19 protein-coding genes are annotated in these 17,524 nt (G+C 37.4%); 15 read left to right on the top strand and 4 right to left on the bottom strand.

The window, feature by feature from the left end:
• Positions 1 to 125: 125 nt before the first annotated feature.
• Both H7T88_RS17735 and H7T88_RS17730 read left to right on the top strand, forming a co-directional pair.
• On the top strand, positions 126 to 467 hold the full coding sequence (locus tag H7T88_RS17735; protein WP_221789583.1) for a GNAT family N-acetyltransferase: 342 nt from the start codon (positions 126 to 128) through the stop codon (positions 465 to 467).
• Between the two features lie 22 nt (positions 468 to 489).
• Complete coding sequence (locus H7T88_RS17730) at positions 490 to 921, top strand: GNAT family N-acetyltransferase (protein WP_145331120.1); 432 nt, start codon at positions 490 to 492, stop codon at positions 919 to 921.
• Between the two features lie 77 nt (positions 922 to 998).
• Here H7T88_RS17730 and H7T88_RS17725 read toward each other — a convergent pair whose 3' ends face one another.
• Complete coding sequence (locus H7T88_RS17725) at positions 999 to 1,595, bottom strand: TetR/AcrR family transcriptional regulator (RefSeq protein ID WP_260510976.1); 597 nt, start codon at positions 1,593 to 1,595, stop codon at positions 999 to 1,001.
• 195 nt (positions 1,596 to 1,790) lie between these two features.
• Between H7T88_RS17725 and H7T88_RS17720 the strand changes: the two genes are divergently transcribed.
• From H7T88_RS17720 to ilvD, 5 genes are all read left to right on the top strand, one after another.
• Positions 1,791 to 2,450 (top strand): SDR family NAD(P)-dependent oxidoreductase, encoded by a 660-nt coding sequence (locus tag H7T88_RS17720; RefSeq protein ID WP_090916341.1) that lies wholly within the window; start codon positions 1,791 to 1,793, stop codon positions 2,448 to 2,450.
• A 39-nt stretch (positions 2,451 to 2,489) separates the two neighbouring features.
• Positions 2,490 to 3,134, top strand: a complete 645-nt coding sequence (locus tag H7T88_RS17715) for an NAD(P)-dependent oxidoreductase (protein ID WP_090916343.1) — start codon at positions 2,490 to 2,492, stop codon at positions 3,132 to 3,134.
• Between the two features lie 51 nt (positions 3,135 to 3,185).
• Positions 3,186 to 3,830 carry a DsbA family oxidoreductase gene (locus H7T88_RS17710; protein WP_090916345.1) on the top strand — a complete coding sequence of 215 codons (645 nt, stop codon included), beginning with the start codon at positions 3,186 to 3,188 and terminating at the stop codon, positions 3,828 to 3,830.
• Positions 3,831 to 4,111: 281 nt separating this feature from the next.
• Positions 4,112 to 4,777, top strand: a complete 666-nt coding sequence (locus tag H7T88_RS17705; RefSeq protein WP_090916347.1) for a GntR family transcriptional regulator — start codon at positions 4,112 to 4,114, stop codon at positions 4,775 to 4,777.
• Positions 4,778 to 4,792: 15 nt separating this feature from the next.
• Positions 4,793 to 6,484 carry a dihydroxy-acid dehydratase gene (gene ilvD / locus H7T88_RS17700; RefSeq protein WP_090916349.1) on the top strand — a complete coding sequence of 564 codons (1,692 nt, stop codon included), beginning with the start codon at positions 4,793 to 4,795 and terminating at the stop codon, positions 6,482 to 6,484.
• A 1,506-nt stretch (positions 6,485 to 7,990) separates the two neighbouring features.
• On the opposite strand, the gene H7T88_RS17695 is transcribed toward ilvD, so the two are convergent.
• On the bottom strand, positions 7,991 to 8,158 hold the full coding sequence (locus H7T88_RS17695) for a hypothetical protein (protein WP_186809640.1): 168 nt from the start codon (positions 8,156 to 8,158) through the stop codon (positions 7,991 to 7,993).
• Positions 8,159 to 8,375: 217 nt separating this feature from the next.
• Here H7T88_RS17695 and H7T88_RS17690 point away from each other — a divergent pair, with 217 nt between their 5' ends.
• From H7T88_RS17690 to H7T88_RS17665, 6 genes are all read left to right on the top strand, one after another.
• Positions 8,376 to 8,615, top strand: coding sequence for a hypothetical protein (locus H7T88_RS17690; RefSeq protein WP_090916353.1), 240 nt, complete (start codon positions 8,376 to 8,378; stop codon positions 8,613 to 8,615).
• Positions 8,616 to 8,718: 103 nt separating this feature from the next.
• Positions 8,719 to 9,660: a helix-turn-helix transcriptional regulator gene (locus tag H7T88_RS17685; RefSeq protein ID WP_145414274.1), complete on the top strand. Its 942-nt coding sequence runs from the start codon at positions 8,719 to 8,721 to the stop codon at positions 9,658 to 9,660.
• The gene (locus tag H7T88_RS17680; RefSeq protein ID WP_221789582.1) at positions 9,644 to 11,035 is read left to right on the top strand and encodes a hypothetical protein; all 1,392 of its coding nucleotides are present in this window, start codon (positions 9,644 to 9,646) and stop codon (positions 11,033 to 11,035) included. The genes H7T88_RS17685 and H7T88_RS17680 overlap by 17 nt, the downstream gene beginning before the upstream one ends.
• A gap of 16 nt (positions 11,036 to 11,051) precedes the next feature.
• The gene (locus H7T88_RS17675; RefSeq protein ID WP_090916359.1) at positions 11,052 to 11,861 is read left to right on the top strand and encodes a hypothetical protein; all 810 of its coding nucleotides are present in this window, start codon (positions 11,052 to 11,054) and stop codon (positions 11,859 to 11,861) included.
• Between the two features lie 17 nt (positions 11,862 to 11,878).
• Positions 11,879 to 13,597, top strand: coding sequence for a ferredoxin (locus H7T88_RS17670; RefSeq protein ID WP_090916361.1), 1,719 nt, complete (start codon positions 11,879 to 11,881; stop codon positions 13,595 to 13,597).
• A 77-nt stretch (positions 13,598 to 13,674) separates the two neighbouring features.
• Positions 13,675 to 14,322, top strand: a complete 648-nt coding sequence (locus H7T88_RS17665) for a hypothetical protein (protein WP_090916363.1) — start codon at positions 13,675 to 13,677, stop codon at positions 14,320 to 14,322.
• A gap of 337 nt (positions 14,323 to 14,659) precedes the next feature.
• Here H7T88_RS17665 and H7T88_RS17660 read toward each other — a convergent pair whose 3' ends face one another.
• Entirely contained in the window at positions 14,660 to 15,319 is a 660-nt protein-coding gene (locus tag H7T88_RS17660) for a YczE/YyaS/YitT family protein (protein WP_260510975.1), read from the bottom strand.
• The gene (locus H7T88_RS17655; protein WP_221789580.1) at positions 15,316 to 15,756 is read right to left on the bottom strand and encodes a GNAT family N-acetyltransferase; all 441 of its coding nucleotides are present in this window, start codon (positions 15,754 to 15,756) and stop codon (positions 15,316 to 15,318) included. The genes H7T88_RS17660 and H7T88_RS17655 overlap by 4 nt, the downstream gene beginning before the upstream one ends.
• Before the next feature lie 353 nt (positions 15,757 to 16,109).
• On the opposite strand from H7T88_RS17655, the gene H7T88_RS17650 reads away from it, so the two are divergent.
• Together H7T88_RS17650 and H7T88_RS17645 are read left to right on the top strand one after the other, a co-directional pair.
• On the top strand, positions 16,110 to 16,256 hold the full coding sequence (locus H7T88_RS17650) for a paeninodin family lasso peptide (RefSeq protein WP_154891878.1): 147 nt from the start codon (positions 16,110 to 16,112) through the stop codon (positions 16,254 to 16,256).
• Positions 16,257 to 16,702: 446 nt separating this feature from the next.
• Positions 16,703 to 17,518 (top strand): class I SAM-dependent methyltransferase, encoded by an 816-nt coding sequence (locus tag H7T88_RS17645; protein WP_186809848.1) that lies wholly within the window; start codon positions 16,703 to 16,705, stop codon positions 17,516 to 17,518.
• Positions 17,519 to 17,524: the final 6 nt, after the last annotated feature.

Raw genomic sequence — 17,524 nt, 5'->3', positions numbered from 1 at the left:
ATCCCAAATTAAAATGCTAACATATTTCTTAGATTACGATGAGTTTGACTCTGATGAAAAATACAAAGGCAAACACTCGACTTCATGGTGAGTCTAAGCGTAGAAGAATTAGGGGGATTGATCTGATGCTAATCAGAGAAGCGAATATAAGAGACTATCCACAATTGAGACAAATTTATCTGGATTCCCGTCGTGAGAGTTTTCATTGGGTTAACACAGATGAAATGACACTTGATGATTTTGACAGGGACACATTGGAAGAACAAATCCTTCTTGCAGAGGAGAACGCCCATATTCTCGGATTTGCTTCATTGTATGTACCTAACCGATTTATTCATAATTTGTTTGTACACCCCACTGCTGCTGGCAAAGGTGTTGGCGATCTGTTACTCAAACGGGCAGCTGTTGTTGAGGAAGGAGAGCCTGGAGCGAAATATTGGGTTCTGATTTATGAGGTTCATACTTAACATTAACGCAGGAGTGGTTACAATGGATATTCGTGTAGATGATTTGACCGGGGCACAAGTGATTGGGTTAATTGCAGAACATTTGCAAGGAATGGCAGATGACTCTCCACCAGAGAGCATTCATGCCCTTAATCTGGACGGTTTGAAGGCATGGGAGGAAGATGAGCTTCTTGGCTGTGGGGCTATTAAGGAATTGGACAAGGAACACGCAGAGCTAAAATCGATGCGGACTGCTAAAGATCATAAGCGTAAAGGTGTTGCTAGAAATATTCTTGCCCACATTATTGAAGAAGCTATCAACCGTGGATACAAAAGGATCAGTCTAGAGACTGGCTCCACGGATTCATTTATTCCAGCTCGCAAGTTGTATGAAAATTTTGGTTTCACGTATTGTGAGCCATTTGCAGATTATATCCCAGATGGGAATAGTACATTTATGACGAAGGAACTGTAGATCTTGTAAAGAAGAGGAGCCCTCATTCGAAGGGCTTCTCTTCTGTTATGTCTCCCCGTACGTAAGCATGGATCACTTTAATCATTGATTGGAATCCCCGCAGCTGTTAAATGTCCGTGAGTTAAAATTTTTCCAAATTGAGAGGCAAGTTCACTCGGAGTATACGAAAAATCATTTTTAACCCACCATATTACAATGCCCATAAAAGTAGATGCGATATATTGAAGTAATAATTCCTTTGAAATCTTCAGAGGGGTATGATCCAAGCCATCTTCCACAGTATTTTTTATAATCTCCTCCATTTTTGATTGAAAACCATAAATTCTGTTCTCATCCAGTAAGAATGCTTTGTAAAAGGGGATATTGTCCTTAATTTTCTCCAGTATGGTTTGCATCAGTTGTTCAAGCATAGAGCCACTTATAGTAGATGTGCTACTCGAACAAAGCTTGAGTGTACTCTTTAACTCATCTAATAATTCGTCCATAGATACATTTAACAAATCGGGTTTGTTCTGATAATGAAGGTAAAATGTATTTCGGTTAATCATCGCCTTATCGGCTATATCTTGGATCGTAATCCCCTCGTATCCCTTCTCATTGAGAAGTTCTATAAATGCTTTTTTTATCGAATGTTTGGAGCGAATGATACGCAAATCAGTTTTTTTCTTCATCATGACCCGTTCCCTTAACTTTTTTTTGTTAGATATACGACATTGGAGTTGAAACTGTATTTTATCTCTCAAAATCAAAATTATTAAACATTGAATGCAGATCCTTTATTAATCATAATAAACAAAAGATAAATATACAACACGTTGTCCATTATTTATCTTGTTGATCATTAACTCTATTTGAAGGGAAGATATGAAATGAAAACGATAGCGATTGTTGGAGCAGGAGCAGGATTAGGGATGTCCATTGCAAAGAAATTCGGACAAAATGGCTTCCGCGTAGCTCTTATTGCGCGAAATGAAGACAAATTGAACCAACTGGTTATTGAATTAGAACAATTGGGAATCGAAGCGGCTTCTTTTCAGGCGGACATATTAAACAAAGAACAAATTGAGATGGCATTTGCTGCTATTAAAGAGAAATACGGATTTATCGATGTTCTTGAATACAGTCCAACGCCGAGCTTTGACACAGTAGCGCCAACATTAGATGTAACTGAAGAAAATGCGTTATACCAATTTCAATATAATGTTTTAGGTGCTTTATCGAGCATTAAACAAGTACTTCCGGATATGCTGGATAAGCAAAGCGGTGCTCTGTTATTTACAACTGGAGGTGCTTCAGTCCACCCGGTACCGATGATGGGTAATGTAGGAATTGCAATCTCAGGACTTCGTAATTATATCTTTAATTTGAACGGCGAATTAGCGGACAAAGGAGTATATGCAGGTCATCTTTCGATCGGAATCTGGATGCAGCCGAATTCAGGAGTTCAGGATAAAATCGCTGATATTTGGTACGACATGTACACCAAAAGAGATAGAGTAGAAGAGTTTATAACTGAAGATAAAGTGTGAGTTGAATAATTTATTTTAAAGGAGATACAAGAGAAAAATATGAATATCACTGTTTTTGGTGCAAGTGGTGCAATTGGACAGCTTGTAACACAACTAGCTTTGGATCACGGAGATTTCGTTACGGCATATGTTAGAAACCCCCAAAAAATCAGCCTCAAACATCCAAATTTGAGCCTTGTACAAGGGGATCTTTCGAATACTTCAACCATCGAGAAGGCCGTTGCCGAATCAGATGTCGTAATCAGCACATTGGGGCCAGCATCCGATATGTCACGAAAGCTTAAAAGCACGCCGATTGCTGACGGGCACGAACGGATCATTAAGGCTATGAACAAACTTAACAAAAAAAGGCTCATTACACTTGCGACGCCGGCTTTGCAATCCGATGACGATAAGAAAAACATTTCCACGATACTTCCAGGTGTCTTAGCGAAAGTTTTCCTACCAAACGGTTATGCAGAAATGAAGAAACTGGAAGGAATGATTAAGGAATCCAAACTGAATTGGACAGTCGTTCGAATTATTAATCCCAATGTCAAATACAAAGGGCAATCTTATGATTATTCATTCGGTGATAAACCAGCTAAATTAGGTGTTTCCAGAGAAAATGTTGCTAAATTCATGTACTCTGCCGCTCGTGACAACGCATTGATTAGGAAAATGCCTATTATTTATAACAAATAAATTTAAATGTAGTATTCACCGATTAAGGTGGTTAGTGAGGGAGGATTCAAAATGAAAATCGAGATATGGTCGGATTATGTTTGTCCATTTTGTTATATTGGTAAACGACGATTAGAATCTGCACTGGAGCAATTCGCTACTCCGAATGAAGTGCTTATTGAATATAAAAGCTTCGAACTTAATCCGCAAACATCCATGTACTCAGGCAAAAGTATGCATCAAATACTTTCGGAGAAACATGGTATGAGTCTCGAACAAGCGAAAAAGGCACATGCTGAACTTGAACAACAAGCAGCAATGATGGGTCTCGTGTATAATATCGACCAAATAAAGCCCACCAATACGTTTGATGCGCATCGTTTAACCCAGTATGCCAAATCTGTGGGTAAAGATCAGGAATTAGCTGAGAAGCTGTTCTATTCTTATTACACGGACGCCAAGTTAATTAGTGATCATGATACTTTAGCCAGTATTGCAGAATCAGTTGGAATGAATAGGGACGAGTCAATCGCAGTTCTCCATGATTCCTCCAAATATGCTAGCGAAGTGCGTTCAGATGAAGCCACAGCAAAACAATTAGGCATAACAGGAGCGCCTTTCTTTGTCATTGATAGAAAATACGCGATATCCGGCGCACAACCAACAGAGGTATTTTTAAAAGCTCTTAAACAAGCATCTCAGGAACCCTTCGTATGATTTTAACGATTATAAGCAAGTTTTAGTGAACATTTTAACACAACATTTTGGTTTAACTAACTAACAGATTCAATGATGAATGTAAATCTAACCGTGCTTAATAAATCAAGGAGGCAACTGATCTATGATTGGTTGCTTTTTTCATGCATTCGAACGCGCCAAAAAAACAGGTAGTTATCAGAATAAACTTAAATAAGCGAGTTAAAATGAAATAATAATTGCTTCTCAATCCTGTATGCGATATATTGCATATAAGAATAATTGTAATGAGGATGAAAACCATGCCAATTCCTAAAGATTTTGCCTTACCGGTCCGTATGTCCGCAAAAGAAAGAGCGTTTTCTCAGATTCAGCGATGGATTATTGATGGAACACTGCAGCCAGGTGAGAAGCTTATTGATGCGGAAATGGCTGAATCACTTGGAGTCAGCCGGACTCCGATTCGGGAGGCATTTCAGTTACTCGAAGTTCAAGGCCTCGTGTCGATGCATCCAGGGAAAGAAACAAAGGTAACGAATATTGAGAAAAACGATATTTTTAAAATGTATTCAACGATGGCTGCTCTTCAGGCATTAGCTGCTGAAATCACCGCCCAGATTATTGTTCCAGAACAGATCGAGAAACTAAGATCTATTAATTTGGAATTTGCAAATTCCATTAAAAATGGTCAAGTGTATCAGGCCATGGAGGTAGATGAGCTATTTCATAATTATATTGTGGAGCTCTCAGATAATCCTTATGTGGCCACATTTAATGCATCTCTTCAGATTCACATTAGGCGATTTAAATATGTGTTTTTAAAACAACCTATTACGGCTACACTAGCTTCAGTCGAAGAGCATGATTTGATTATTCAAGCTTTTGAAGGCAAAAATAGTGAGGATGCTCACGTACTAATGAAACAAAATTTTATCAGGCCTATGCAGGAACTGAACGAAATACTTTGAAATGAGGGAAGAAACATGGAGAATAAAAAAGATCTTCGTATTCGAAGTAAGGTAATCAGTGAAGGAGCTAACCGGGTACCAAACAGAGCAATGCTGCGTGCGGTTGGTTTTCAGGATGAAGATTTTAAAAAGCCAATGATCGGCATAGCGAGTACCTGGAGTGAGGTAACACCATGTAATATGCACATCAATGATTTAGCGGTACAAGCTAAGCAGGGCGCACGCGATAACGGTGGTGCTCCACTAATTTTTAATACAATTACCGTTTCAGATGGAATTTCAATGGGTCATGGCGGGATGTTGTTCTCACTGCCTAGTAGGGAAGCTATCGCTGATTCAATTGAAATTGTGACCGGAGCTGAGCGTTTTGACGGCGTTGTTGCGATTGGTGGTTGTGACAAGAATACACCTGCATGTCTGATGGCTATTGGACGAATGAACATTCCTTCTGTCTATGTATATGGGGGAACCATTCAACCAGGTAATCTCGATGGAAAAAAAGTGGATATCGTTTCCGCTTTTGAAGCCGTTGGTCAATATCAAGATGGCAAAATAACAGATGAACAGCTACATAAGGTTGAATGTAGTGTTTGCCCAGGCCCAGGGGCTTGCGGGGGGATGTATACCGCTAATACGATGGCCGCAGCTGCAGAAGCCATGGGTATGTGTTTGCCAGGTTCTTCCTCGACATCAGCGATTTCAGCGGATAAAGCATTAGAATGCGAAGCAGCCGGTAAACAGGTCATCTCACTGCTTGAACAGGAAATCTATCCAAGAGACATTATGACGAAGAAAGCATTTGAGAATGCGATCACCGTTGTTATGGCTCTGGGAGGATCAACTAACGCATTTCTCCATCTGCTAGCGATTGCGCACTCGGTAGAAGTCGATTTAACCTTAGATGATTTTGAACGCATTCGCCTCCGTGTTCCTCATTTGGCGGATTTGAAGCCAAGCGGCCAATATGTGATGCAGGATTTGAATGATATCGGTGGCGTCTCAGGGGTAATGAAGCTATTGCTTGCTGAGGGATTACTACATGGGGATTGCCTCACCGTAACCGGTAAAACATTGGCGGAGAATTTAGCGGAAGCTGATCCACTTCCGAATGATCAAGAGATTATACGACCACTCGATAATCCGCTGAAACCTGATGGACCATTGGTTGTACTTCGAGGAAACCTCGCTCCCGAAGGTGCTGTTGCCAAAATGTCAGGCATGAAGATCCAGCAGTTCTCCGGCCCTACCAAGGTGTACGATAGCGAAGATGAAGCAACAATAGCGATTACGAATGATGAAATTAAAGAAGGCGATGTCGTGGTCATACGTTACTGTGGTCCGAAGGGCGGCCCAGGTATGCCAGAGATGCTTTCCGTTACAGCACTTATCGTAGGCAAAGGACTCGGCGGGAAAGTGGCTCTCATCACGGATGGTCGATTCTCGGGTGGCTCACACGGATTTGTAGTCGGACATGTATCACCTGAAGCACAAGTAGGCGGACCGATCGCGTTGCTCAAAAATGGGGATATTATCACCATTAACAGTGATATTCAGGAAATGAAGGTTGAAGTATCAGAAGAAGAATTAGCCGCTCGAGCGAAAGCGTGGGTACAACCTCCGCTGAAAGTAAAATCCGGTGTACTCGCCAAATATGCTAAATTAGTTTCTTCTGCTTCAAAAGGTGCAGTAACCGATTTGATGGAATAGACAACTTTCTATTGTTATGCTTATAGTAGGGTAGGAAGAAACTGCTACGACGAATACTTGAAGCGCAATAAACTAAAAAAGCACCAGCTTTAAAAATCAAGAATTCACCAGAAATGATGAAGAATACGTTTTGTAATGATTAAATTGTTAATCTCCCGTTATTTTCATGAACTGAAAATTAACGGGTTTTTATTTTATCTGGACAGATTCTTTTCTTGCGTCAAAATGACTTGATTCTCATTATTGATAATCTCGTTTAATTCACGCTATTATGTGAGATAAGAACAACCATTTTGTCGAATTGTAAACATATGAATAATACATAGATATGTGTTTCATTGAAAGTAACTGGTTAATTCCCAATTGAGATTACAGGAGGTTGTGCAGATGATGGGAGGGCTGTAATCCTGTTGACTGATAAATACATTGGTATATAATAGATATTTAAAACAAAATAAGGATAGTGCATTCTTGGTATAAAATGTTGGTTGAACTTGGTATTAGAATTGGTGAACTGAAATAATTAGGTATGAATAAGAATGAAGTAGACAGAGTTATTCAATATTATGTTAATGAATATGAGAAGGGTACTAACTATTTTAACTTCTTATACAATTTATTTTCACGAATATCGAGTTAAGCCTTTGCCTTCCCTCTGTTTCCACTAAGTATTACAAAGATTCAATTAAATTGGATAAATCAAAATCCTCCTGAGTGGAGGTTTTTTTGATTGTGAAATTCAGATATCTATACTTATGTAAGGTTGGTTTTATCAACATATAAGAAGTTCTAGCCACCTTTCATCCAATCCATTTACATTACTACCAATAAGGCAGGAGACATATGATATAAGACCATCTGAAAAGTACGTTACGAATGATTATGAAGAGGAGAGCTGTGCAGAATGGAATTCAAATTTGGGAACGTTGCTATTGTTCTACCCCCTTTACAAATCACAATTATTGGGATCATCATTATACTCTTGTTAGTACGGTGGAGCAAACAATTAGAGACAAGACGTTTTACCGTATTCTTATACTTTTGGATCAGTACACTAGTTATACCAATCTATTCCTATGGTTCATCAGAAGGTGACTTTCAGCTATCGCTTCCCATTGGATTTTTATTGATTATATTATATCTATCAAACCGAGAGAGGTACCACCCGTCAAAAATGAAGGCGAGTCTTCTAGGGCTTTCCATAGCAATATACCAGCTAATTCTTCAATATGTTGGATAGCTACAATTGACGGGGGAGGAGGGATTACGAGTAGTAATTCGATGACTAATATGAAATACCCTAATAAAAAACGACGTATGCCTAGCTCTATCAAGGAGCGAAGTCATACGTCATTAGTCGGTAGAATGTGCAAGCTTTCATAATTTATTTTAAAACGTATTTTGTGATTGTTTTATCCATGTGAATATAAAATGTGTTTGCATCGTGAAAACGAATATCAGCTTGGTGAAAAAGAGCATCATCGATTTCAAGTGTGTTTTTTACTTTTAAGGTACGTGAATCGAAAATGTAGTAGATCGCCTTCTTCGGCTCTGGTTTAGTTGAATCATACCAAGCTTGTGATCGATCAGTGGTCCGAAGACAATACTCTGATCATTGAGTTGCTGTAGCAATCCTTGTGCAGGTAAATCATCAAACGTCTTGGTCGCAATCAATTGATTGTTAGCATTGTACAGACTAAGCTTATTTTATCTTGAATCAGATAGTTATTTTCTAAGGATATATAGAAAGAATCGTACATGTTATGCGCGTATGTTGTGATGTTTATGTATTAACATTAGATCACTGCAAGGAAATCATTACAGAAAGATGGAAGCGGTTTAGTAAGCGTGCCTTGAATGGTTCAGACACTTACATTTTTGTTGTTGCTTTATGCAAAATCCGATAACAATAGGAATGATCAAATATGGTGATACGAACGAAGATGTTACTAGCTATATCAAAGAGCTGAAAAAAATTATAGAGGGACTAAATCCCTTATTTATTTATGTTGAACAGAATGATCTTGAGCATTCCTTCAGAAAAGCGAGATATAAATGTGGATTAGCTAAACATTCAGCAGAAACAACAGCACTGCAAACTGTATCTCATTTATTACTTGCTGGTTTATAGAATATAAACTTGGAGATTTCTCATAGTTATTTTGAAGCACCCCAATATGTGTCCATTTAACCTGTTATAATGAAAATGAATTAGGCCTTTAGGTGGTGTACAAATGAATTACAAGAGTAATAAAGGATTTCGCTTATTAAATATTTACGAGCGTCTAAACAAGGGAGAAATGATCGATAAAGCTAACCTTGCTACAGACTTTGGAGTGACACAAAAGACAATACAGCGAGATATTGACGATTTACGAGCGTATTTGGCTGAGATGCACTATTCTGAAAGTGATGTATCTATCAGATATGATAGACGTAAAAATGTCTATTATTTAGTTCGTTTTGAGAGAGAATGGCTTGCAAATAGTGAAGTCATGGCGTTGTGTAAAATCTTACTTGAGAGCCGTGCATTCGCACGGGAAGAGCTAGATGCATTAATTGGAAAACTACTTAAACAAGTTGTACCAAACGACCGTAAACAAATTCAACAAGTAATTAGCAATGAGCAACACCATTATGTTCCTCTGAAGCACAACAAACCTTTGATAAAAACCATATGGAAACTATCATTGTTAATCAGTAAACGAAAGATTATAAAGTTTAACTATACCCGTCAAGATGGCAGTTCGAAAACTAGATTTGTCAAACCTTTGGCCATTATGTTTTCAGAATATTACTTTTATTTAATTGCTTATATGGAAGATGGCAATAATGAGTTTCCAAAAACATTTCGTGTAGACCGAATTTCAGGTTTAGCGGAAACAAAACGTCATTTTAATCTTCCTTACAGAGATAAATTTAATGAGGGAGAGTTTCGTAAGCGAGTACAATTTATGTATTCAGGTGAATTAATGAAAATTGTATTTAATTTCTCAGGTCCTTCATTAGAGGCCGTACTTGATAGACTCCCTACAGCAGAAATCATCTCAGAAAACAATGGTATTTACACCATTCAAGCTGAAGTTTACGGTACAGGAATCGATATGTGGCTCCGAAGCCAAGGCCAGTATATCCAAGTTTTAGAAGAGCGAAAGGGAGATGGAAATGGAAGATAAAACAGTTCGATTAATGTACAGTCTAACAGCTAATCCAATTTTGCAAGAAATGAAAATTCATAATCAGAAGCAGTATGGAGTTACTCAGGAGTATAACAGTGTAAATCGAAATAAATTATGGGATTCAGCATCTGCAAAAGGTAAATTTAAGCAATCTACTTTTAAGGATCGGAAAATCTACGATGACCCAATAAGCGGACAGCAATTGCATTTCTCACAAAAAGCAGCTCAACGTAGGTTTCGCATGAAAAATGAAGCAGGAGAGAATATTTCATCAGCTTGGGCGAGACATTCTGCTGAGGTTGATCATGTCGTTTCCTTAAAAGAAATACATAATCGTGTCAAATATAACCCATTCTTTAGCGATAAAGATATGAAGGAAATCGCAAATCAAAAGAGTAATTTCAGGGTCACTTCCAAGTCATTGAATACATCTAAAGGTAGTAAAAGTGATTTTGAATTGGCATTCGCGCCTGACAGTAAGAGTTCAACCCCAGGGAGAGTCAAGCTAATACAAGGTAAGGTCGTTGCGGAGGCCAAAGTCAATACGGATATTTTGTCTAGATCTATGAAAAATGCTGGAGCAGACTTTACAGAAGGAGCACTATTTTCACTGCAATCCTCTGCTGTCCCATTAGTAGTTGAAGGTGTGGGTAACTTGTACAAAGTTGCCTTAGGAGAGAAAAAGTTTGAAGATGCTGCCAAAGATATGGGGAATCTAACTCTATCTGTTGCAACTACAGGGGGCACAATACGAGTTGTTTCTACAGGAGTGACACATTTACTTGAAAATAGTGGAAAAGAAGCAATTCGTAAACTAGCAAATTCAAATCAAGTGATGCAGGTAATTACTATCTCTCTAATGCTAAAAGATTCAATTTTCAAATATGTAAAGGGAGAAATAGATGGAAAACAATTTTTCGAGGAAGTCGGAGAGAAGGGAGTAGGAATGCTTGCAGGAACTATCGGAGCAATAGCAGGTCAAGCACTTATTCCAATTCCGGTTGTTGGTGCGGCTCTTGGATCATTGATCATTTCAACGGTATGCATGGATCTTTATCACTCATACCGTAATGTGGATGAATATAAACAGCTTGAGCAGGCATCAGCTAAGATTGCATCTGAAGCTTTGCAGGAGATGGACAGACAACAAGCCGTATTAAAACAGCTAATTCAAGAAGAATATGCCGAGTGGAATGCACATTTTATTAAAGGATATAACATGATATTTAATGGATCTGTATCAGATTCACCAGAACAAATCAACGAAGGTTTAAGTACAATTCTCTCTGTTTTCTCAAAGAATGTCTCTTTTGAAAATCAAAAGGCATTTGATGATATGTTCTTTGATAACAATTCAGTATTCAAAATGTAGGCTAGGGGGCGTTTTTATGTTGTTAGAAAGTATTTTGCTCGGCGGGGCAGTCAGCAGTACCGTAGCGAGGATGATAAAGGCAGATAAGTTAAATGAAAAGGCTGAAAGTGTTAATGTCCGTTCGTTTGAACGAGTAGTGGAGGCAGAAGAAAAGGTCAAAATACAAAGTTCAAAAACGCAAGCCAGCATTCAAAAGCTTATCAATCGAAAACGGGGTATATATAAAACTTCAATTGTAAACTTTTTAGAGCTGTACAGAAATCTACAGAAAATTGAAATGGAGGAGGGAGCGGGATTAAAGGAATTGCGTTCTTCTTTTCTATCTCCAATTGCTGTTGAATCAATGAATAAGATGGTTGGAGTATCTAAAAGTGAACTATCTGATTCTCAAGTTTTTTCTACTTACATATTTTCAGGAATTGCCGGAGTGATAAAAAAAGAAGCAGAGATGAACTTGTCTGCAGCTAATGCCCGTAGCTCGCAATCATTCATGATTGAAAAACAAGCAGAGACAATTTGCATTGCTCTGGATGCTATATTCCAGCGTTCAGAACATATCTGTGATGTTCTACGGAATTTAAATGCATTATTTATCAGATCATTGCAACAATGTAGATCAATTATCCAACGTAACGATAACGAAAAAAATCAATATTCGCAAAAAGACAGGGAAGCTTTCATGATTTGTTTCAACTTTGCCAAAGGAATCAAAGATATATTGGATGTTCCTCTACTTGATGAGACTGGTGAAATTAACTTGAAATCACTTGAATTGATAGAAACAGGAGAGGCTTTTCTTAACAAAATGAAGAAAATAAATATTTGATATAAGGAGAAAATTGAATGCAACAGTTAATGAAAAGAATTGCCGTATCAGATAAATGTGTAGCTTGTGGATCATGTGTTGTAAATTCTGAATTTCTAACAGAAACCCCTGAGGGTTTTGCCATACCTGTTGATCCAGGATTAATTACCGAAGTGCAGTATCTTGATTTTAAAGAAGTAGAGGTAAGCTGTCCCGTTCAGGCCATATCTGTAGAAGATGAATATATCACAGGACATAGTGGGTCTGAGGCACTTGTAAAGCTCAAAGCTTTGATCTCCGAAAAACTGGATAACTTTTCAATTCCTTATCCCTCCCAATCAGATTATGATTTTGTTGAGAACAACTATGAAGCTCCTCCACTATTAACTAAAGACATGTCTGCCAAAGTGTATAACTCATACGATAAGGCAGATAGAGAAGGCTTTAATGCCTTTAAAGATACGATGTACTCCCAGCAAAAAGCACTTATTCAGGCAGTTTGTATTAATTACAAGACTAAACAACTCAAGAAGTTTTCCTATTATAATAAAACTGAAGGAAATTACTTTTATGATATCAATCGAGAAATAGCTAAAACGCTAGGAGAAGTAGTTGTATTAGGGCAAGCGATCTCTAACAATCAGCTAAATCTCCCTGCCGATTTTAGTGAGTTTGACGTTGGTCCTGATTTTGGCTTTGAAGGAGAATCTTATTGTTATCGGTTGAGGCATTTGGAGCGATACGATTGGAATACCGGAATGAAAGAGGCTGAATTTTTCAAAACTTACATCAACGTTGAAGATTACGGAGATGGCTACAAATATTCACTAGTCGAGGCCGAAAAGACATTCCGTGAATACATTGTATTTGGGCTCTCTATGCAAATGTATAAAGAGTTAGATCCGAAAATTGAAACATTGTATAAGAAATATTCAGAAGTATTCCAGGAGACATTAAATAAAAAGTTAAGCCTTTTAAAATCCGAACTGAAAAAACACATTAATTTAGAAAGTTCACCAAATGTCAATCAAGATGCAATTATTCAACAAATTAAATCTCTCGTGAATGAAACTAAGTCAATCCCATTAAAAAAGGAATCTGTCTTTCGCTCAATTGATACAGATTATGACAGCTCTTTTCGTTTTTCATCTCACAGTAAAGCGAGTGAGGCAGCACAAAATCGTGTTTGGCGGCTGTATAAAGAATGCTCAAATTATTTAGAAATTGGAAATGCAGATAGAATTAGTTTTGACTTAGCAAATAAGTATCAGACTCAACTGGAAAGTACGGTCAATACATTTAAGAAGAAGCTACAAGCGATTTATGATAAACATGGTATGGCTTATCCTAATTTCACATTGGAGCTTGATTGCGGAGCGTATATCATACTTGTAGATCTGTCAGATTATAATCAAGTAACTTCTCACATAAATGGGGGTATTCGCGAATTCATAGATGAAAATGTAATAGGCTGGGGCAGAGGGATAGATAAGGAAAACTACTTCTCTTATAGTGATCTAAGCTATGATGTAATAGAATCTATTACATGGAAGCAAGGCTTATTTGGAGAGAAAGAAGTTCCTGTCTTCTGCTATCATTACTTCAGTGGAGAATTTCTAAGTGGTTTTTATAGAGCTATTGAAGCTTGTTGTGATTATGTATTTGAGAGTGGTTATATGAGAACCTTGGTATTCAAGGTCTACGAATCTTTGCAACAAGAAGTGAAACAAAAAATTATACCTACATTAAAAAAATGATAATTTCTTTAGTGATGATCTACAAAGTAGATAACTTGAATTTTTTAATGTACATAGTTTGATGTGGGAGGGGAAGTATGGAGAAAGATAATGAATTGCTTTTACGTAAAGCTTATGAAAAACTGAAGATTGAATTATCTCAACCTGAAAACCAATATATTGAGCGCTCTGCTGTGCAGTTATTGGATGAGTTAAGCCAAGAAGTTCTTAACTGGAATATTAATGATACAATCTCCATATTCGATAAGTATTGGACAGCCACAAGAGCCAATGATATTTCAAAAGAGGGCACAGCTAAAATTTTCCGTTCAGAATTCAATAATATATTTCTTAAAGATCAAGATGTGCAGAATAAGATTCAAAGTTTAATTTTACTTCGCTTGCAAGAACCGCTTGACTACCGTCTTATTAGTAAAATTGCAAATGTTAAATTAATTGAGCAACTAAATAGAATCCCGTTTGAAAATGGTAGACCACTTTTCTACGTACATCGTTTAGAGATTATGATTTTTCCGCAGCTGTTTACTACTATAGCTGATAGAAATAAATTGGATAAAACAGCAAAACTACTTGGTATTAAAAGTGATAAAGTCGCTTTTGAACGTGTACAGTATCAAATCCGTGAAAAGGTAAACGACTTTATTCACAATGAGAGACTAAGTCAAGAAAGCGAATTTATAAAAAGTGCAATTGCCTGGTGGTTACTTGAAGTAGGAAATAATTAATTAAGTAACATGTATAATGTACGTGTATTATAAAAGTTATAAACGATGAACAAGAACATCTTCCTATTGAAGTCGCTATTATAAGCGGCTTTTTTATTTCGTCGTTACAAGTTCTTATCCTACGCCAAGGACAAAAAGCGTATTTAGGTAAGGATTTTTTGGGAGAAATACGCATTATAGATTAACAAACTGTGTTTTTGAAGGTAAACAAAGGCTGCTAAGCATTACAAAATTGAAATTTAGTAATAAAACTAGCCGCTGAGGGACACGAACCTGTTTCAATTCCTGATTAGCGACAATTCATAAATACTAAAAGTCTTTATATACGCGATATATTCTAAACGGAATGGTTTCCATCGACCTTATTACTTCCTGATTCTGTTAAACTCCATTTTTCTATCATTTCTCCAATACATGGCATAAAAACATTTAAAATGGCCCCACTGAAGCAGACAGCCAGTGCAGTTCCTATACCTATGGGTCCATTAAAAATGAATGCCATGAACAGGATTACAACATTAATCAGAGTTCTCGCAAAAAATATATTCGTTCGAGTTATTTTTTGTAGTGAGAGTGTTAATCGATCGATCGGAATCGGTGCAAAATTGGTCTGTAGATACATGGCCGTTCCTATTCCTGCAACAACCAAACCAGAGCCGAAACACAAAAATTTCAAAAACATTAGATCAGGTGCCACCCAAGTCCGTAACAATAACAGCCAGAAATCAATACAAATGCCTGTTATAAGTGCAGTTACTAAACCCAAATATTCAGGTTTTTGTTTTTGTAGCAACGAATTAAAAAATATCATAACTAGGGCAATGATAATCTCCCAGCTGCCAACAGTTAAACCTACGTTTAGGGACAATCCGACCAGAAGAGCATCGAATGGAGAGCTTCCAAGCTTTGATTGTATGGTCAATGTAATGCCAAGAGTTAAAATTAAGATACCTATTGCATAAATTAAATATTGATTTACACGTGATAACGGCATCATTTCGATAATAAATCTTTCACCATTAGATAATGCGGTATTCCATCTTCCATAAATACATCGGAGGTCGTCTGGTATCCTAGCTTGTGATAAAATCCCTCTGCATGTGTCTGTCCGTGTAATTTAACTTTGGAAATTCCTTTATTTTCTGCAATTTCTTCAAGTGATGTAACGATTAATTTACCCAGACCATATTGGCGATAAGGTTTCAAGATACATATTCGATCGAGTTTACCTACGCCATCTCGAAGAATAATTCTGCCTGTTCCGGCGGGTAGTTCATTAAAATAAACCAGGATGTGCTCACATTGTCCATCTAAATTATCATGATCATCAAACTCATCTTCAAGTGGTACATTTTGTTCTTTTACAAACACTTCTTCTCTTATTTGCAAAGAGATCTTGAGTTCTTCAATGGAATCTATTTTTTTTGATTTCATTTCTAATAATCCTTTCAGAAATTCATTTTGTAATTATAAACAAATTAAACGTTCTTTTAGTTAATTATAAATGATGATATTTTTGTTGTAAATACAACAAAAATGGGGTAAGGGACTAGAATTACGAAAAGATGGTTCCGATCAAGGTAACCAATAGATGAATTAGCACCGTCTTTATGTGGGGTGTCGCACTTCATATAGAAAGGGATGAAATAGTTATTTACTTCGATACGTATTGTGTCTTATAATTCTCACAAAGATACATATAGTATCCCAAAAGATTTGTAGTGCGCAAGTAATGTAAGAGTGCTCGCGTCTTGGTTCTAGTTTTTGTTGAAAGGAGGGGACAACTGATGGAAACGAAAAAAGCGCCTTGGCGGGAACCGAAATTAGAGGTTCTGGATGTGCGGCAGCAAACGATGGCTGGCCGTGGATACAAACAAATTGATTGGATCTCCGAACATGATGCAGACCTCTATAATCCAGCGTCCTCAAGTTGAAAATCGTATTCTTGCTCAAAAGGTCGCCTGTGGGCGGCTTTTTCGATGCTATGATGAGGGACAAGAATATGTTGCGTAATTCATTACGCGGCTCGACAAACATTGTCTAATTGATGCTTCCACAAAAAAATTATTTCTCCAAAAAAGGCTTATACAGACAGTTCATAATATATAGCGGAGCTTGTTCCTTCAAATCCAATGGTTGAAACACCTGTGATACACCAAGGTGGATGACAAACAAGTCACCTTTGGAAAACAAAAATACATTGGCCCCAATCTAATGAAGGCCTTCTTCTTCGTATACATAAGCGATTTCAACAAAATCATGGTGATGCATCATCGTAAACGGCTCTTTTTTGAATTATTTGTTATGCTAGAACAGCTTCTACACCATTTATAGTGTTGTGAGAGGGGATTGGGTCATTTTGAATACATCTAAACAAACGATGCCTCAGAATTCCAATGATCTTTTTAGTAAACTTGGAATTTATAGCGTCCAAAGTGTTTTTATTATTTTGTTCTTGCTGTTAACCCCTGTCTACTATTTGAACAAATGGGACTTCAAACGTCACAAAAAACGGAAACCTTTCTACACTAGTAAATTGGTTCGATTGCAAGAGCGTTATCCGATTTTCTACGAATTGGCCATGTACGTTCAAAATTTCCCTATTCCTCGTAATGTCTACAAAGTTCTACCCCCTTTAAAGGGCGATGTTCTACAAGTGGGCTGTGGTACAGGTTTATTGAACAAGTATCTTCGCAAGCAGAAGGATGTTCGTTTTCTCAACATGGATCCGAATTTAAATGCTCTAAAACTTGGAAAGAAGTGGGGAAGGTTTGATTCTTATATCCATGCTTTCATTGATAAGCCGACTTCTTTACCTGACCATAGCTGCGATATGATTTTGTTTGCAAGAAGCTTTCATCACATTCGCTATCACAAAAAAGCCTTCTTAGAGAGCTGCAGACTGTTACGTGAAGGTGGATCTATTATTATTGCAGACCCGGTCGTTCTCAAGTCTCTTTCAGGTTCTGTAACGGACGGTGGATATATGGCGAACTCTTCGATTGATGGTGTAATTTGGAGATTTACCAAAGAAACATTAATTACTCACATAGAGCGCTGTCTTCCTCCTGAATTAAAGATTGAATCCGTAACCGAAACGAGACAAGTGCATGTAACGAATTATAATTTATTTGTACCTCAGACAGATATCGTAGTGGTCCTTCGAAAAAGAGAGGCTGTATACAATGACAACTAAATCTAT

The organism is Paenibacillus cucumis (ex Kampfer et al. 2016), assembly GCF_019748695.1.
GTDB lineage: Bacteria > Bacillota > Bacilli > Paenibacillales > Paenibacillaceae > Paenibacillus > Paenibacillus polysaccharolyticus.
This window is presented reverse-complemented; position numbering and strand designations above follow the sequence as displayed.

What these genes read in the sequence shown, in the direction of transcription:
- H7T88_RS17735 (WP_221789583.1), top strand. Translation starts at nt 126, where the DNA reads ATGCTAATCAGAGAAGCGAATATAAGAGACTATCCACAATTGAGACAA.
- H7T88_RS17730 (WP_145331120.1), top strand. Translation starts at nt 490, where the DNA reads ATGGATATTCGTGTAGATGATTTGACCGGGGCACAAGTGATTGGGTTA.
- H7T88_RS17725 (WP_260510976.1), bottom strand. Translation starts at nt 1,595, where the DNA reads ATGATGAAGAAAAAAACTGATTTGCGTATCATTCGCTCCAAACATTCG.
- H7T88_RS17720 (WP_090916341.1), top strand. Translation starts at nt 1,791, where the DNA reads ATGAAAACGATAGCGATTGTTGGAGCAGGAGCAGGATTAGGGATGTCC.
- H7T88_RS17715 (WP_090916343.1), top strand. Translation starts at nt 2,490, where the DNA reads ATGAATATCACTGTTTTTGGTGCAAGTGGTGCAATTGGACAGCTTGTA.
- H7T88_RS17710 (WP_090916345.1), top strand. Translation starts at nt 3,186, where the DNA reads ATGAAAATCGAGATATGGTCGGATTATGTTTGTCCATTTTGTTATATT.
- H7T88_RS17705 (WP_090916347.1), top strand. Translation starts at nt 4,112, where the DNA reads ATGCCAATTCCTAAAGATTTTGCCTTACCGGTCCGTATGTCCGCAAAA.
- ilvD (WP_090916349.1), top strand. Translation starts at nt 4,793, where the DNA reads ATGGAGAATAAAAAAGATCTTCGTATTCGAAGTAAGGTAATCAGTGAA.
- H7T88_RS17690 (WP_090916353.1), top strand. Translation starts at nt 8,376, where the DNA reads ATGCAAAATCCGATAACAATAGGAATGATCAAATATGGTGATACGAAC.
- H7T88_RS17685 (WP_145414274.1), top strand. Translation starts at nt 8,719, where the DNA reads ATGAATTACAAGAGTAATAAAGGATTTCGCTTATTAAATATTTACGAG.
- H7T88_RS17680 (WP_221789582.1), top strand. Translation starts at nt 9,644, where the DNA reads ATGGAAATGGAAGATAAAACAGTTCGATTAATGTACAGTCTAACAGCT.
- H7T88_RS17675 (WP_090916359.1), top strand. Translation starts at nt 11,052, where the DNA reads ATGTTGTTAGAAAGTATTTTGCTCGGCGGGGCAGTCAGCAGTACCGTA.
- H7T88_RS17670 (WP_090916361.1), top strand. Translation starts at nt 11,879, where the DNA reads ATGCAACAGTTAATGAAAAGAATTGCCGTATCAGATAAATGTGTAGCT.
- H7T88_RS17665 (WP_090916363.1), top strand. Translation starts at nt 13,675, where the DNA reads ATGGAGAAAGATAATGAATTGCTTTTACGTAAAGCTTATGAAAAACTG.
- H7T88_RS17660 (WP_260510975.1), bottom strand. Translation starts at nt 15,319, where the DNA reads ATGATGCCGTTATCACGTGTAAATCAATATTTAATTTATGCAATAGGT.
- H7T88_RS17655 (WP_221789580.1), bottom strand. Translation starts at nt 15,756, where the DNA reads ATGAAATCAAAAAAAATAGATTCCATTGAAGAACTCAAGATCTCTTTG.
- H7T88_RS17650 (WP_154891878.1), top strand. Translation starts at nt 16,110, where the DNA reads ATGGAAACGAAAAAAGCGCCTTGGCGGGAACCGAAATTAGAGGTTCTG.
- H7T88_RS17645 (WP_186809848.1), top strand. Translation starts at nt 16,703, where the DNA reads ATGCCTCAGAATTCCAATGATCTTTTTAGTAAACTTGGAATTTATAGC.